The organism is Mesorhizobium sp. AR02 (assembly GCF_024746835.1).
In the GTDB taxonomy this organism is placed as follows: domain Bacteria; phylum Pseudomonadota; class Alphaproteobacteria; order Rhizobiales; family Rhizobiaceae; genus Mesorhizobium.
In genome coordinates, this window is the sequence record NZ_CP080531.1 from 1727185 (window position 1) to 1741374 (window position 14190).

Genomic DNA, 14190 nt, shown 5'->3' on the forward strand with positions numbered 1-14190 from the left:
ACAATGTCGAACGTTCACGTTCCGGCAGCCGCCGAAGGTATGCCCACTCTCAACCGCCGCACCGCCCTTGCCGTCACCAGCGCAGGGTTCGTCTCTGCGATCACCGTTCTTTCGACGCCTGCCAAGGCTGTGCCTGTCGAGGCCACCCCAGTGTCAACCGAGTTGCTGGCGCTGATTGATGCCAAGCATGCCGCTTACGCCCGCTTCGAAGAGGCGATCGAACGCGCCACCCCCTTGGAAGAGGAATACCTGCCGAAGACAGCCGAGCTTTATGTTCCGCTGTCCATCGGGGGCGGGCAATCGCACAGCCTTCGCTATTCGGAACTGGAGCGCGTGGAAGACGATCTGCGCGACGACATCAAGCGCCGCTACCGTGAGCAGGCGCAGAAATTGATTGCGCTGCACAAGGTCGCCCCCGATCTGGGGAAGCAGTCGGCAGCCGCGCTACGCAAGGCGGAGCAGGCCGACCTGCGGACATTGAAGCGCATCGTCAAGCAAGAGCGCGCAAGGCGTAGCGCTGTGGGCCTTGAACAGGCGATCAACGAACGCAACGAGGCATCCGACGCCGAGCGCTCCGCACTGAATGCCGTGTGCGCCTATCGCTGCACCACCATGGAGGAACACCGCGTCAAGGCCGAGTTCTTAAAGGAGTTCGCCACCGGCAAATATGGCGACCTTCAGCCCGAAGACGTTGACGCGTTGCTTTGGTCGTTCCTCCCGTCTGACGTTGCCGAGGAAGGCGGTGCCGCATGAGGGCCGTCTTGAAGCCCCTCGGGATGCCGAAGGGGATGGACCCTCGCCAGTGGCGCCAGTCGGTCGAGAAGCGCCTGAACGACCTCTTGGACCGCGCCATGAGCCTCATTACAGCGCTCGACGTGATGGAAGCCGAGAGCATGGATCTGGAGGAAGTGGGCGACGACGAACCGTCAATCGGCTGGACGGCTCGCGGCCCGCAAGCTGGCGGGCTGAACGATGATTGCGAATTGGACGATGCTGATAGAGAGGACAGCGGGGACGAGCACGAACCGTCTCTTGGCTGGTCTGCCGCAACCGATCAGCATCTAGCCTTGGCTGACTACGGTACGGCGCGCGATGTCTGCTTCTTCGATGGCGAGCAGGACACAGCTGACGAGCCGACAATGGGAACAGCCGAGGCGTGGGGCCAAGGACCGATCGTTGGCGTGAACTGCCACGCATTAGAAATCATCGGCAACGAGGATTGATCAATTGCCCTTGGGACACTTGATAGCCCGCTGCCTCACGGTGGCGGGCCACTCAGCGGTAGAGTCCGCGCCCTAGCTGGTCCCTTGCGGGGTGTAGCTGAACCCTATCGTCCTGCCTTTGCAATTTGGGCAGCGAACTTTCGGCGAAAGGTAAGACGCCATGGCCGACGCGTCGGCACCGTGCGTGTCGCGCCATTGAACGAGGTCAAGCTTCACTGTGTGGCCACAACGCGCGCAATGCGCCGTTATTCCCATGCCCGCATCAATCAGGCGCCTAAAAGTCCAATTCATCCGGCTCAAACTCTTTGATCGTTCGATTTCCTACGTTTTCATATCCAGGCGGGTTTCGGGTGAGGACGCGGACAGACTGTCGCAGGAGTTCGGAAGAAAATCATTCGCCGGCCCCGGCGACATGCCCACGTTTACCCGTCCGGCTGGTCATACTTGTAATTGGCGCGAGCGCCGCTACGTCCAGATGGAATAAAAAAGCCCGCTGCCGGCCTGAGGGGAGCGGCAGCGGGCTTTAAGCGAGGGCGGGTCCGGGGCCTAGGGGGGCTTTGGTTTTGGACCCATCCGAACGATGCGCCGCAATGATGACCGAGTCCTTAACGAGATCGCGACCGTTTTGTCGGCCTGAGCAATCCTGTGGGAAACCTTTGATCGAACTCAAGCTGAATGGGCCAAGACCTGGGACGAAGGTCACAAAGCCCACGAGAGGAGAAGCAGACCAACTGCGACAGGCAGCACGGCCGCCAGAACGCCCTCGATCATCAGCAATTCGTTACGATTGAACACTTGGAACCTCGCTCTAGTGGAACCTGGATAGAATTTCCAAATCCCCAGAGAGTTCCGTACTCCTCCGAAAGTCTTGCAGCCCGAACTTCGGACAGCAGTTCGATCAGCGCAGGCAAAACAGCCAATTCAAGTCAACAATGGGTCTGGGACGAGTACAGGCTCGTTAGTTCAGCCAGACGGGTCCAAGCGCCCACAAATTGTCGTTCAGCCCTCCCATCGAACCGGACGACAATAGCCAGGGCCTGGTGGCAGCCGAAGCGCTGCATCTGAGCATCGTCAAGCCGTTCATATCGCCACATTGCGACCACTACCGGGCTACACGTGTCTTGCATGATGTGATGTTGAAGGCCGTACGGGATGACACCACAGGACCGGTGCGACCGCCTGCGGCACCTTGACGGAATATTAGCGACCTCTAAAAGTTTGTGCTGCGGCAGGCGATGTCTCAGCAACACCCCTGCCGAAGATCGGCCCTCCGATCGGCCCGCGCTTGCCCGCAAGCGGCGCGGGCTTTTGTGACCTGGAGAGAAGAGATGACCGACGAGCCGGAAACGACCTACGTCGTGAGCGTCTACGAGGCGCCGCATTGGCGCACAGTGCTTACCACCAAGGATAAGGCCAAAGCACTCGCCTGGGCGAGAGAGATCGGCGACAAGGTGCGGATCGAGGAGATCACGCCGAAGGTGAAGCGCTAGAGCCTTACCCTTTTGAAGCGCCCCTTGGTGGTGGCGCTAACCGCGCGGTCTGGATTTCGGTGCTGGCAAACTCTCACACGGATTAGCGGCCAATCTGGCGGATCGCCGATGATCTCTTAGCCACAGGAACTTCATTCTTCTAGCCAGCCTCTTATCGCGATCGCCATCACCAGCGGTCGCTCGGCCATGCGTTGCAGCGATCACATAGTCGGCTCTGTTCGTTCGGTAGTCTTCTTTTTGTACAGACATCGTTTCCTCCCAGTCCGCGCGGCCTTTTTCCCTCCTTTTGGCCTGGAGGAGACACTAGCTGCCGATGTGTCGCAGGAGTCAACCAATTGGGGATTGTATTAAAATGATACACTCTGCCGTCGCGCCTAGGCGACAAAGGTGCGGAGCAGGGCAAGGACGGCGCCGGCCGTGCAGCCTTTGGGCAAGCCACGAGCTAATGACAGCAGTGCCGGCAGGTCGGCAGGCAGCCATGGCGTGATCGCGGAAGCCAGGGCGCGCGTCCTATGCCCTTCGCAGCTCACGACGATTGCTCATCGGACTCCCCGCTGGCCAGCTTCAGTCAGGATTAAAAACTCGACGCTTTCGGGATGCCCTTTTGCTGCCCTGGACCGTAGTGAAATTTTTCGTGCGAACTCTTTCAGAGGGTTTTGGCGGCTCTTTTGAGTGCGGGAGCGGAACCGCGACTGGAAGCGGACTTTCAATCGTTGAATATTCCGCCCTGTTGCAAAAGTAGCGCAGACTCTTCGTGAGAAAATGAGCAAAGCTAGAAGTTGATGAATTTGGAGACGAAGGCATGAAACTCGCGCTCATCTGTTCCGCTGCGTTTCTGGCAGCATCGTCGCCTGTTCTGGCTGCTGACCTCGTCGAGCCTGTTGCTGCCGCGCCTTTTTCATGGACCGGCTTTTACATCGGCGCCCAGGCGGGCGGCGGGTGGAACGACAGTCGCTGGTCGCAAACGGGCAGTCCTACCTTCAACACCAACGGCTCAGGCGGTGTTTTCGGCGGCCAGATTGGCTACAACTACCAGATCAACCAGTTTGTCATCGGCATTGAAGGCGACCTTGCGGGCTCGACTGTAAAGGGTGACGCCCAATGTTCGACCACCGCAGGTTCCGTCTGCGAGACCAAGCAGGATTATCTGGGTTCCGTGCGCGGACGTCTCGGATACGCGTTCGACCGGTTCCTTGTTTATGGCGACGGTGGTGTTGCATTCACGAAGTATAAATTCGCCGAAACCCAGCTTTTCCTGCAATCGTTTGACGGCGGGTCCCGGGTTGGCTGGACCGCTGGTCTGGGCGTCGAATATGCATTCACTGACCATTGGACCGCAGGTGCCGAATGGAACTATTACGACTTTGGCTCGAAAAGTGGTGCGAGCAGCGTAAATCCAGGCTTCTCGGTCGACAATCGCGACACGGAGAATGTTGTTGTAGGCAAGATCAACTACAAGTTCTGAGATAGTCCGCGCGGTGGTCGAGGACGGAGTGAGGGCGCGGATCGAGGAGTTCGTGCCGAGGGTTAATAGGCGCTAAAGTCCTAAGCGGTGCCGCCCGCGCCACCGCCGCCGGATTCAATTATCCTAACGAGCGCGCGTCCACTGGTCGCCGGCCCTGAGCTGCACGAAAGCAAAATCATCACTGCCGCAGTTGCCGGGTCCTCCCGATATTGGACGACCATCAACGCCGGGCATGGAGCTTTGTTTCCTTCGCGGAGCAACCAACCCAGCACTTCAGTCCGGCTGCTTCAAAAGCCCGTCCCAGGTCGACCCGGGACGGGTATGAAATTGCGCCAGAAACGCTACCGAATTATTTGCAATCAGCCAGAAGCTTCAACGCTTTGTCGGCGTCGCCCTTAGTGGCGTAGGTTTTCTTGCCGGCATCGATCAACTTCGTGCCGTCCGGCTTTTTCATAACGACTTCACACTTCTTCGTGGCGGCATCCTTTGCCACCCAGTATTCCGTGGCAGCGAAAGCGGGCATGCTGCAAACGGTTACGAGTGCAGCGGCAACGGCTACTTTGCGAAACATCTTCATTCCTCCATTCAGAACTTGTCCCTCCATTCCCAAGTTCGTGCACGACTTTGACGCCAGCGTGGCGGTAAGTTTACAAAACCGTATGGAACTGGACCGCAGAGCCCTGCCGTGGCGGATAAAAGCGCCCGGCAGGCAATTGAAGCGCAGATCCAGCGGTTGACGGTGCCCTTCAATTGGCATTCTCCTGGATCGCAGAAAGCAGCCATGGTTGCCCAGTCTCGCGAGTGAAGGTCCACAACTCGGTTGTTTCGACAGGATTGTAGGGATCTCCCTTCTCGATCGCGCCTGTTTGACGGTTGCGCATCACATCGATAGCAGACCAACGCATAGCCACGGTCGCGTAGTCGCGCATGCCCTCGCGCCACGCTTCGGAGACCTCACCGTTCAAAAACTGAAGCTTTGATACGTCGTTCTTCAGGCCTTTGGTGGCGTTATCCGCCAACTCCTCTGAGAGGTAGGAAACCATTTCGGGAGTGGTCAGCCGGCGTAGCGCTTGGTGGTCTTCGCGGGTGAACGCCGCTTGCAAGTCCGCGAGAATGCGCTCGAAAGCAGAACGATCGGCGTCGGTAATCCCGATTTCGTCTGCGCTGGTTGCGCCACTTGCCCCCGTGCCGGCGGCTGGTGGGCTGTAAGTTTGCGCGTCGGTTCCAAAACCCTGCCGGCCAAACGGAAAGCCAAGACTTCTCGCCTCGGCCGGAGCCGTATTGTTGCGGTTGAAAAACCGCATTGCCAACATGACGACACCGCCGATCAGCAACAACTGGATTATGAAGCTGAGGCCGCCACCGATGCCGCCAAATCCGTGGCCGAACATCATGCCAAAAATGCCATTGAAGAGCAGCCCTCCGACCAACCCGCCAACCAGCCCTCCGCCGAAACCGCTCCAAAAACTTGGCCGTGGCTGAGCAAGCGACGGCTGCGACGGCGACACCGGCTGGGCGGGAGCCGGCGTCATCGAGCGCTTTACGGGCGCGGTATACGGTACAGTAGTCGTCGGGGCTGGTGCTTGGAAAGTCCGGCTGCCGCGACTGCCAAAACTGCCGCCCCTGCGTGCTTCTGCCGGGTTGAGCGATATGCTCCCAAGTGCCGTCGAGAGTATCAACAGTATCGACGCTACTTGGATCAGCCGTGACTTAGACATCCTAAAATCCTTCGGTAGGTACCGGTTATCCGCCTCGTAGGCTAGATATGGTGCGGCAGCCCTTACCGTTGAATCTCTCCCGCCATACAATTTGGTAAGCCTTCGCCCTCTTATGAGCCCAGCGAGGATGAAGAATATCCCGATATGGTGATGCTCAAGGGCGGCTATTCCCGCTGGTGATCCACCCCAAGCCGTGGTGTGCCTTGCACATTGTCGAATCGTACGCGATTGTCTCGGTGCCTTGGGAGGGCTTGGAATTAAACGACATAGATGGGCGGCGCGAATATATGATCAAGCGAAGCCTCGCTTTGCTGGCTTTCCTATCGGCATGTGATGCTGGCGGCAGTAATTCGGCTTCGCGCATAGTCGCGGAATGCCTGCTCCCATTCTCGCAGACGGCAATCTGCGGCGACAACACCGAATATTCCGTCGAAAAATTCACGGTCAACCCTGCCGGGAATGTCGTCCATCGAGAATGGCGGACTGTGACGGGCCCTAATGCAGGAAACAATGGCGCCTATTTTCTGGACGGGTGCAAGGTTCTCGACACAACCAACTGGCGCTGCGAGAAGCCTGTTCCGAATGGCCTTGATGTCTGGAAAATGGAAGACGGGATTTATTCAGAAACCTATATCGGAACTGGGATCTCGCTTAGCTCGTCTGATCTCGAATATTACCTCTATGAGATCGGATTTCATTCGGCAGCAGACGGCTTTAAGCCCTAACGCGTTAAGCGGGGAGGCTATTGCGCGCTCGAATGTCCAACGCTATCAGCCGGTTATCAAGCTGACTTGTCTATTTCGCCCTACTTTAGGTGCGCCGCGCGCGTCGCACCGCGCCCTGAGTTGGAAGCGCGTTCCATCAACAACAAAAATGCCCGCCTGTCGGATACCGGTAAGACTGCTTCTCAATCCCCAATGAAGCAACTATCCTGCCTGTCGGTCTTGCAGGAACAATCGCGCACTGGCCTGGGGTAAGAATTGAAAACGGAGAGCGTCGCCAGCCAGCAGGCCAACCCATACTTGGCGGTTGTTGTAATTGGGTACCGAGCGCCGGCAAGTATCATCGGTTCAGTCAAATCTCTTATCGATCAGGGCATGCCCCTCGAAATCTTGGTGGTCAACTCTGGCGGAGGGGATGCAAAGTCGCTTCTGGGCGACGCCGGTATCAATGTACCGGTGATTGAAATTGCCAGGCGAGTCTTCGTTGGTGCTGCGCGCAATGTCGGGATTGCCTCCACGGAGGCGCCTTTCGTTGCTTTCCTTGCAGACGATTGCCTTGCTTGCCCAGGTTGGGCAGAGGCACGACTTCGCTGGCACCTTTCGGGGGCAGCCACGGTTTCGAGTGCGATTGCGAACAGCCATCCCCGCAATCCGTTTGCCTGTGCCGCATATCTTGCGCTGTTCCCGCGCCGCCTTCCAGGCCTTCCCGCAGAACTGGCGCTGCGCTACGGCGTCTCCTTCGATCGCCGGTTGTTTGGGGAATACGGTCTGTTCGACGAAACGATGCGAGTCGCCGAGGACACGGAATTTCTCGAAAGGTTGCCGCCCGCGCTTAAGCCCATCTGGGAGCCTGAGGTCAAAACCATCCACCGCAACGAAACGCGGTTACGTGGTTTGCTGGTAGACCAGTACAGGCGTGGCTATCGCAGCGGCGCCTATTATTCCGGGGCACCAGCGATGAGCCCTTTTCGACTTGCTCGCAACAATTTTAAGGATCGCCGACAGATCCGCAAACTGGCAAGGATTGGACTATCGGAACCGGAGTTGAGCTTCGCCATCCGTTCGATGCCGATTGTTCTGTTAGCTCTGTCTGTAAGGTCTCTAGGCATTTATTTCGGCGCTCGCTATCGCTTAAAACAGAAAATCGAAAACTGATTAGCAGCCATATCAAGCCAGTTGATGGGTAACCGCGCGCCTCGGTCCGAACTTGCATTTGCATTTGTGACTGCCGGTCGCCACCCGAGATTTAGCTTATCATCAATTCACCGCCGGTCCCGACCCGGTGAATGTTTCGGCCCGAAGCCCGGAGATGCCCTCCAAGGTCTCAATAGTCCGATCAATTAGGTGGCGGACGCACTCTGTTTCCATGCGCTCGCCGGCATCATTCACAGATGCGAATGCCAACGGTAGCAAGGTGCGGGCTGTGGCCGCCAATGCCAGTGCGTCGGCCGGAGTTTCAGATCGTGACCAATCAGGCTGACCAGCAATTTCAGCAGGTGATCGCCATGCGTCGGCGCACCCAGCGAATTTAGCCGAACCGCCGAAGCCATCTCCTGCGCCACACTGGTTGCCCGCCGAAGATCTTCGCTGGCAGTCGGAAGCTCGTCATTCATAAGCGCCTCCGGTAATGTGACGGATCGTTTCGTTTGCGCAGGCCACGAGATCGGCAATGGAACGCCGTGTGGCCACGGCCTCGCATGTGAACCGACCGTGACGATAAAGGCCGTGCAAAGGCCCTTTAGGCGCTCCACCACCGGCTCCATGAAACCGGCAAACTCGATGCCCGCGCTTGGCCGGTGCCTTGCATCCGATCCCGCTCCGCTTGCTGCGAGCTTGGCACCGTGGCGCCGCGTGCGCCTTGTCCATGGGGTTACCGATCATTTTCTTGACCCACCCCACCCCCGTGGGCGACGTTGCCGACGATCGCCTGGCCGCCCTTCTCGACGGTGACGCGCTCCACAATGACCCGCTGCTCGCCCTTGCTGCGATAGCGCTTCAGCGCCTCCACCTGGGCCGCAAAGGTACGCGCAAGCTTGTTGAAGGTCTTCTCGGCACTGTCCTGCTGCGGAATGGTGTCGACGTTCGCGAGCCGCCTCGCAAAGGTCATCGTAGCTATGTGCACTGCGGCCATCTGAGCGGCCAACATCGCCTCAACCTGGTCCTGGGGGGCGATGCCGCCAACGATTGCAAGGGCGAAGTTGGTGCCGGATTCGTCCACTACCTGACCTTGGCTGCCGATGTTGACCAGTTGCCCGATCATGCCTTTTGCGAAATCGTCACTGGTGGTTCCCATTGCCTCCATCAGCAGGGCACAGCCGACACTGTGGTCAGTATGGTCGTTTGTTATCTGGATGCCGGAAACCTTGATCCGAGGTACGACAGGCGCCTTTTTGCGACGAGCATAGTGCTTGGCTAGTGTCGCCTCTTCGCGCTCGGCCTTCTCAGGCGAGATAGCCGGCACAAATTTTCCGGCATCATGCAGCGGCGGAGCGTCAGGCTGTTTCTTAATCGGTACGACAGTCAAAGGCGTCTCTCCTGGTGAGGTCCAATCAATATCTGAACGTGAGGATGCGTCACTTCCCACTCGGGATGCCTCTTGTGGCTCCGTCCACGGCTGCGAGCAGGCTGGCAATTGAAGTTTCAACCGTACCTGACAGCTCGGTCATTACCCTGTTGCCGTATTTCTTCGGCCGCATGCGCTCCGCGATCCATTTGCGAGTATCGACACGCAGGCGCGACCGCTGGATATGCTCGCTGTTGACCTGCTGGTAGGTCGATCCGTCCGCATTTTCCTTGGTGCTGAAATCGTTGCTACCATCGTCGGCGATATCCACCATGTCATCGACGTGAATATCGGCCTGGATCTCACGCGCACGCGTGTACTGGTCACAAAATTCGGAGCGATCTGGATCAAGTAGCCAGCGCAGCACGGTTGTCTTCGAGGGCATGTCATCCGTAAGGCAGATCGAACGAAGGCTTTTACCATCCGCCAACCTTTCGCAGATTGCGGACGCCACCTGTTCAGTGAATTCACTTGGTCTGGCCATTGGTCGTCTCATCGCTGTTTGACGGTTTATAGAAACTCGCCGTCTCGACTCTTCCAAAGACTGACGGCATCATCCTTTTAGTTTCTCGAAAGGAACCGAAATGGCCGACACTCCCGATGCACCTATCCCAACCTTCCATAACCCTGGCACAGCTCCAGTCCGTGTCGTCGGTTTCTTCCTCACCCGTATGAGCACAAAGATAGATTTCCTCATCAGTGCTCAAGTCCTCCACGGCGATGAAACCTGTAGCGAGCAAGCCGGCCCGTAGTGCCTCGATGATTTCAGTGCGCGTCATGCGGATCATTCGTCCCGTTCAGGCGGCCGGTGTAATTACGGGCACCCTATACGAAAACAGCTTGTCGCGCAAATTTAGCTAATCATTTCAATGGCTTGTCCTAGTGTATCCCTAGGTGCCCCGGTGTATCCCCGGGTATCCATTTTGGACGGCAGCCTTGAGTGCATGGGGTCAAAAAAGCACAATAATTCCTCAAATTCCGCGCAATCAAAACCGATTTTCTACAGGACACGGCAAAGATGGCGTACACGTCTCGCCATCAGCTCGTAATATTGACATGTTTTAGAATCTACTGTCGGCCGGAAGGGCAAAAATAGTAGGGAAGGATAATTTCATGAACTTCAAAACTGCCTGTTTCGGCGCACTTGCTTTCACCATTGTCGGCGGCGCGGCGCTAGCCGGCGCGCTGGACGAACCCAAGATGATGGCGCCGTTCTTCACCGACGCGAGCATGAAGACGATGAAGTCGGACGCCGATATGAAAAAGGCCTGGGCGGGACTGGCCAAGGCTGATCAGGATAAGATGATGAAGGAATGCAACGATGCGGCGATGAGCAAGCCGCATGCGCAATTCTGCGTGAAATTGAAGGCCCTCGGCGGCTCGAAGTAACCTCAGCTGCATAGACCGGTGGCGGGACACGTGCCCGCCACCCCATTATTTTAGGCGCAAGCCTAGTTAAGCGTCTATTTCGCCAGCTTTCCCTGTGTTCCCACTGAGAACCCCTAGGCCTTTGAACAGGCGTTCAATCAAATCGCCCAAGGTCGAAGCCTCGTCGGCGTCGAGGAAGATCGAGACGCTGCTCTCGTGTTGTGTGTCATGGAAATCTATTGAGAGACCCTTTCTGGAGGGTTGGCCACGATTGTCTAAGCGGCAACGCATCTGAGAGCCGTTTTCGGCCGTGAAGACAACGAACTCGTCTTCGTTGACGATCATTTCGGTTCCTCGGGCTATTGAATCCGCCAAGCCTGCCTCGTAATGGACGATTGCGGCAAGAATCGTTTGCCAGCTATTCGCCCACCAAATGATCCCTCGCCGCCGGCTGCGATCATTTTCAGGCTATTTGCCGATCGGCGGCACATCGACCCCTAAACTGGCGCAGCGCTTTATCAGATCGTCGGTTTCCGATTGATTTTCAGGCATTGTGATAATGTCGAAGGCTGGCAGGTATTTTGTCCCGGTGTCAGCGCTATCGAACTGGCCCCTATAGGCCGTCTCGCCGGAATACCCTGCAAAGCCGCTCTTCGCATTGTACCTGCCGCAAACGATGATTGACCCGGTTGGAGATGTAGTAGCGGCGGGCTTGCCGAACAATACGTTCGTTCGGTCTTGCAGCAGGTATCTTATGGTCTGTTCGATGACTCCGATTTGATCGGCGGTCAGTTGAACCGGCTTCGCCTCGGCAGCAATGATACCCAGAGCGAGCGTGCCTATCGTCAAGATGCTGACGTGCAAACGGTTCATTCCCAATCTAACCGTCTTTTCCCCATACTCACAAGGCTACCCGCAATGCCAGCAGCCTGATGAAGGGTGACGGGCTCGCCTGTCGAGTTCGCTCCCCTCCTATGTTTGTCGGGCCAGCCGCTTATAGAGTTCGTTCACGCCACCCTCCCGTGTTTGAGCAATACGTCATTCCAGTCGTCGCCGATCATTGGGGGGATCTCGACGCGCACGACGAGGCCCTTGACGGCCAGGCGGTGCGCGAGTGCGAAGGCTGCGGCTTGCCCGCCGAATTTCGGGTCGTTGTCGCCGAAAATGACGACTTCAGAGACGCCAGCCGGCGAAACCCATTTCTCGAGCCCGGTGGAATTGACCGCCGACCAGCACGGCACCCCGAACAGGATGGTCGCCGCCAGAGATGTTTCGATCCCTTCAGCTATGCCGAGGATATGGCGATGGCTCGCCAGATGGATCGCCGCGCCGTCGGGGAACGCTCCAGGCATCATCCGCCGAGGCTCGCCAACTTCGGCCTTGCGGCCGTCGAGGGTCAGAAACGTCCGGTGGATGTTGATCGGTTTCCCATCGATGTCGACGAGGGCTGCCAGCATCGCAGGGCGGAATGATCCATCGTCGGAAAACTTGGTTCGCGCCGAGTAGCGAAGCGCGTCTGGATACCGGTCGCCCAGGCCTCGCATCGCGAGGAAGCGCGCAACCGGATCATCTTTGCTGATCTCAACCGACCCCCGCCATAGCCGATCGAGGGCAGCTTGCTTTGCGTCGCCAGTCAGTTCCTTTTTTTTCGTCGCCTCGACCGATGCAGCGCCAATCACGTTTTCAATCTCGACCGCAGCCTCTTTGAATTCGAGGCCAAGGAACTTCATGGCGAACTGGACGCCGTCGCCGGCACCACACTGTGAGCAATAGAACGTGCCCTTGCCATCCTTGTTGTCGAAGCGGAAGCGATCCTTGCCGCCGCACATAGGGCATGGGCCGTGCTTGCCGGTCAGATGAGAGGAAGGCACCCCGAGTGCCCCCAGGATGCCGTGCCAGCGCCTTTGTGCTCTTTCGCGAAGGCTCATGCGACACCCCCAAAGGCTTCCTGACCAAGGGAAAAGGCGGGCATGTTTGCAGTGCGAATAGCCTTTGATGTTTTCGCCTGTTGGATAGGTCTTTTATGCTCCTGTTCTAGCTCCTGCTCCTGTTCTTGGCTTCGAAGGGCCTCCGAAGGGGCTTGTAAGGCCCTTTCGTATTCAGCCAGATCGAGGCGAGCCTTCAAGTGAAAGTCTTCACGGTAGCGAAGAAAGAAACAATTTGAAATCATGCACTTAGGCATCGCCGAAAATGCCTTCTGCACGGCGATCACCTGCTTATCGTTGATCTTCAGGGCGCTCCCGATCTGGTAGCGAGCCATCTCATGCACCCATACCAGGTCATGCTCCTCGTCAAACGAACACCACCCCTCCTCGCATAGCCTTCGAAGTCCCTTCGAAGCCCCTTCGAAGGGTATGCCCACATCGTTCGAAATGTAGGCGATCGGGCAATAGAAGACGCCGCACATAGAGGCGCCTGGAGCCGTCAACAGGTAGAGGGCAACGAGTTGGGCATCAGCATCGCCGCGAATGCTGCGCCCGGTCGTTCCTGTCCAGAAAGAGGATGAGACCTTGCCATAGTCGCGGGCCATCAGGTCGCGACTCCCATGCTCTCCTGCATCGGAGCAAACTCGCCATAGTGTTGGCGCTCTGCCTCCTGCCGAGCTGATATCGCGTCGGTTTTATCTTCGAAGTGGCCAAGTTTTACGATCTGGTTGTCGAGGCCGATATACGCCTGCCATTTCTTCCGGCTCGCGATGAAGGAAACGCCAACCGTTCCGCTGGAATTCGATTTTCCCGGTTTGCGATTCCTGGCGTTTTGTAGCGGCGTAGCTTCCCGAAGATTCTTCCACCGGTTGTCGGCTCGCATGCCGTTTCGATGGTCGACAAGATGCTTTGGCCACTTGCCCGTCATCATCAGCCAGATTACGCGGTGAGCCCGGTATAGCCGGTAGTCGATTTCGACCTGGGTATAGCCGTCAGCGGTCCTCGTTCCTGCCAGGGCGCCGCTTGCGACGCCTCGCGGGACGCGCCACCGGAGCGCGCCAGTTTCGGGATCGTAGATCAGCAATTCACGAGCGCGTTCGGCAGTGAGTGCCGGCATTCTCTTCCGATATTCGGCAATGCTTGTTTTCCTGGCCATCTCAGCGCACTCCCAACCCTGCCATCCGGCAGACTTCAAAAGCGGTGGCCGGAGGAACCTGAAAACGGCTTGAAATCTTGGCAACGGCGTAGGAGCCGTCATCAATCGCGATTGCCATTTCAGAGTTGGTGCGGTAGAAATGTGCCGTCACAGCATGATTATCTACCGAGCCGCCGAGCCTAGCCGGGCCGGCGGCTTTGTCGTGCATGATCATCTCTCTGCACCTCACGCCGCGACCGAAGTGGATTTGCGACGGTTGGACTCGATCCATGCATCAAGATCGTGCGCGCGATAGACAACTGCGCGTCCAAGCTTGATGTATGCTGGCCCGTAGCCGGTAAGCCTAAGTTTTTCGAGGGTGGAGATCGAGAGCCCGACGTACGACGCGGCCCCTTCGGTGCGCAGCATCTTGCGCGCATCTTCCTTGACTACTGCATCCGACATTATGTCGCCTCATGAACCGCCAGGACAATCCCGTGGCGTAGAGGCAACTTGCGGCAACAGCGGCGAGTAGTCATTTTGCAACTAAGGCAATGCCTTAAATGCCTTAGTTGCTCAAA

The 14190-nt window shown here is 57.6% G+C and carries 21 protein-coding genes; 8 read left to right on the forward strand and 13 right to left on the reverse strand.

The features are described from left to right. Nucleotides 1–3: 3 nt before the first annotated feature. The 5 genes from DBIPINDM_RS12605 to DBIPINDM_RS12625 all read left to right on the forward strand — a co-directional run bounded on the left by DBIPINDM_RS12605 (nucleotide 4) and on the right by DBIPINDM_RS12625 (nucleotide 4178). Nucleotides 4–753 (forward strand): hypothetical protein, encoded by a 750-nt coding sequence (locus DBIPINDM_RS12605; RefSeq protein WP_258586015.1) that lies wholly within the window; start codon nucleotides 4–6, stop codon nucleotides 751–753. Nucleotides 754–761: 8 nt separating this feature from the next. Continuing rightward, nucleotides 762–1223: a hypothetical protein gene (locus DBIPINDM_RS12610; protein ID WP_258586016.1), complete on the forward strand. Its 462-nt coding sequence runs from the start codon at nucleotides 762–764 to the stop codon at nucleotides 1221–1223. A gap of 992 nt (nucleotides 1224–2215) precedes the next feature. Then, nucleotides 2216–2416 carry a hypothetical protein gene (locus tag DBIPINDM_RS12615; RefSeq protein ID WP_258586017.1) on the forward strand — a complete coding sequence of 67 codons (201 nt, stop codon included), beginning with the start codon at nucleotides 2216–2218 and terminating at the stop codon, nucleotides 2414–2416. Nucleotides 2417–2551: 135 nt separating this feature from the next. Beyond that, complete coding sequence (locus DBIPINDM_RS12620; RefSeq protein WP_258586018.1) at nucleotides 2552–2713, forward strand: hypothetical protein; 162 nt, start codon at nucleotides 2552–2554, stop codon at nucleotides 2711–2713. An 802-nt stretch (nucleotides 2714–3515) separates the two neighbouring features. Then, entirely contained in the window at nucleotides 3516–4178 is a 663-nt protein-coding gene (locus DBIPINDM_RS12625) for an outer membrane protein (protein WP_258586019.1), read from the forward strand. A 349-nt stretch (nucleotides 4179–4527) separates the two neighbouring features. On the opposite strand, the gene DBIPINDM_RS12630 is transcribed toward DBIPINDM_RS12625, so the two are convergent. Both DBIPINDM_RS12630 and DBIPINDM_RS12635 read right to left on the reverse strand, forming a co-directional pair. Continuing rightward, a complete protein-coding gene (locus tag DBIPINDM_RS12630) occupies nucleotides 4528–4755 on the reverse strand; it encodes a hypothetical protein (protein WP_258586020.1) in 228 nt (75 codons plus the stop codon). Nucleotides 4756–4924: 169 nt separating this feature from the next. Next, the gene (locus tag DBIPINDM_RS12635; protein ID WP_258586021.1) at nucleotides 4925–5710 is read right to left on the reverse strand and encodes a Tim44 domain-containing protein; all 786 of its coding nucleotides are present in this window, start codon (nucleotides 5708–5710) and stop codon (nucleotides 4925–4927) included. Between the two features lie 437 nt (nucleotides 5711–6147). On the opposite strand from DBIPINDM_RS12635, the gene DBIPINDM_RS12640 reads away from it, so the two are divergent. Both DBIPINDM_RS12640 and DBIPINDM_RS12645 read left to right on the forward strand, forming a co-directional pair. Continuing rightward, nucleotides 6148–6621 (forward strand): hypothetical protein, encoded by a 474-nt coding sequence (locus DBIPINDM_RS12640; RefSeq protein WP_258586022.1) that lies wholly within the window; start codon nucleotides 6148–6150, stop codon nucleotides 6619–6621. Between the two features lie 255 nt (nucleotides 6622–6876). Beyond that, the gene (locus tag DBIPINDM_RS12645) at nucleotides 6877–7773 is read left to right on the forward strand and encodes a glycosyltransferase family 2 protein (RefSeq protein WP_258586023.1); all 897 of its coding nucleotides are present in this window, start codon (nucleotides 6877–6879) and stop codon (nucleotides 7771–7773) included. Nucleotides 7774–8003: 230 nt separating this feature from the next. Here the strand turns inward: DBIPINDM_RS12645 and DBIPINDM_RS12650 are convergent, their stop codons facing one another. The 4 genes from DBIPINDM_RS12650 to DBIPINDM_RS12665 all read right to left on the reverse strand — a co-directional run bounded on the left by DBIPINDM_RS12650 (nucleotide 8004) and on the right by DBIPINDM_RS12665 (nucleotide 9969). Then, a complete protein-coding gene (locus tag DBIPINDM_RS12650; RefSeq protein ID WP_258586024.1) occupies nucleotides 8004–8231 on the reverse strand; it encodes a hypothetical protein in 228 nt (75 codons plus the stop codon). 257 nt (nucleotides 8232–8488) lie between these two features. Beyond that, complete coding sequence (locus DBIPINDM_RS12655) at nucleotides 8489–9142, reverse strand: hypothetical protein (protein ID WP_258586025.1); 654 nt, start codon at nucleotides 9140–9142, stop codon at nucleotides 8489–8491. A gap of 49 nt (nucleotides 9143–9191) precedes the next feature. Continuing rightward, on the reverse strand, nucleotides 9192–9665 hold the full coding sequence (locus DBIPINDM_RS12660) for a terminase small subunit protein (protein ID WP_258586026.1): 474 nt from the start codon (nucleotides 9663–9665) through the stop codon (nucleotides 9192–9194). Further along, entirely contained in the window at nucleotides 9649–9969 is a 321-nt protein-coding gene (locus tag DBIPINDM_RS12665; RefSeq protein WP_258586027.1) for a hypothetical protein, read from the reverse strand. Before DBIPINDM_RS12665 ends, DBIPINDM_RS12660 begins: the two co-directional genes overlap by 17 nt. Before the next feature lie 325 nt (nucleotides 9970–10294). Here DBIPINDM_RS12665 and DBIPINDM_RS12670 point away from each other — a divergent pair, with 325 nt between their 5' ends. Further along, entirely contained in the window at nucleotides 10295–10570 is a 276-nt protein-coding gene (locus tag DBIPINDM_RS12670; protein ID WP_258586028.1) for a hypothetical protein, read from the forward strand. 66 nt (nucleotides 10571–10636) lie between these two features. On the opposite strand, the gene DBIPINDM_RS12675 is transcribed toward DBIPINDM_RS12670, so the two are convergent. From DBIPINDM_RS12675 to DBIPINDM_RS12705, 7 genes are all read right to left on the reverse strand, one after another. Further along, nucleotides 10637–10894, reverse strand: a complete 258-nt coding sequence (locus DBIPINDM_RS12675) for a hypothetical protein (RefSeq protein WP_258586029.1) — start codon at nucleotides 10892–10894, stop codon at nucleotides 10637–10639. A 123-nt stretch (nucleotides 10895–11017) separates the two neighbouring features. Beyond that, nucleotides 11018–11422 carry a hypothetical protein gene (locus DBIPINDM_RS12680; protein WP_258586030.1) on the reverse strand — a complete coding sequence of 135 codons (405 nt, stop codon included), beginning with the start codon at nucleotides 11420–11422 and terminating at the stop codon, nucleotides 11018–11020. A gap of 134 nt (nucleotides 11423–11556) precedes the next feature. After that, nucleotides 11557–12477: a toprim domain-containing protein gene (locus tag DBIPINDM_RS12685; protein WP_258586031.1), complete on the reverse strand. Its 921-nt coding sequence runs from the start codon at nucleotides 12475–12477 to the stop codon at nucleotides 11557–11559. After that, nucleotides 12474–13079 carry a hypothetical protein gene (locus DBIPINDM_RS12690; RefSeq protein ID WP_258586032.1) on the reverse strand — a complete coding sequence of 202 codons (606 nt, stop codon included), beginning with the start codon at nucleotides 13077–13079 and terminating at the stop codon, nucleotides 12474–12476. The genes DBIPINDM_RS12685 and DBIPINDM_RS12690 overlap by 4 nt, the downstream gene beginning before the upstream one ends. After that, nucleotides 13079–13630, reverse strand: a complete 552-nt coding sequence (locus tag DBIPINDM_RS12695; RefSeq protein ID WP_258586033.1) for an HNH endonuclease signature motif containing protein — start codon at nucleotides 13628–13630, stop codon at nucleotides 13079–13081. Before DBIPINDM_RS12695 ends, DBIPINDM_RS12690 begins: the two co-directional genes overlap by 1 nt. Before the next feature lies 1 nt (nucleotide 13631). Beyond that, nucleotides 13632–13844 carry a hypothetical protein gene (locus DBIPINDM_RS12700; RefSeq protein WP_258586034.1) on the reverse strand — a complete coding sequence of 71 codons (213 nt, stop codon included), beginning with the start codon at nucleotides 13842–13844 and terminating at the stop codon, nucleotides 13632–13634. Between the two features lie 11 nt (nucleotides 13845–13855). Beyond that, a complete protein-coding gene (locus DBIPINDM_RS12705; RefSeq protein ID WP_258586035.1) occupies nucleotides 13856–14074 on the reverse strand; it encodes a helix-turn-helix transcriptional regulator in 219 nt (72 codons plus the stop codon). Between the last annotated feature and the right edge of the window lie 116 nt (nucleotides 14075–14190).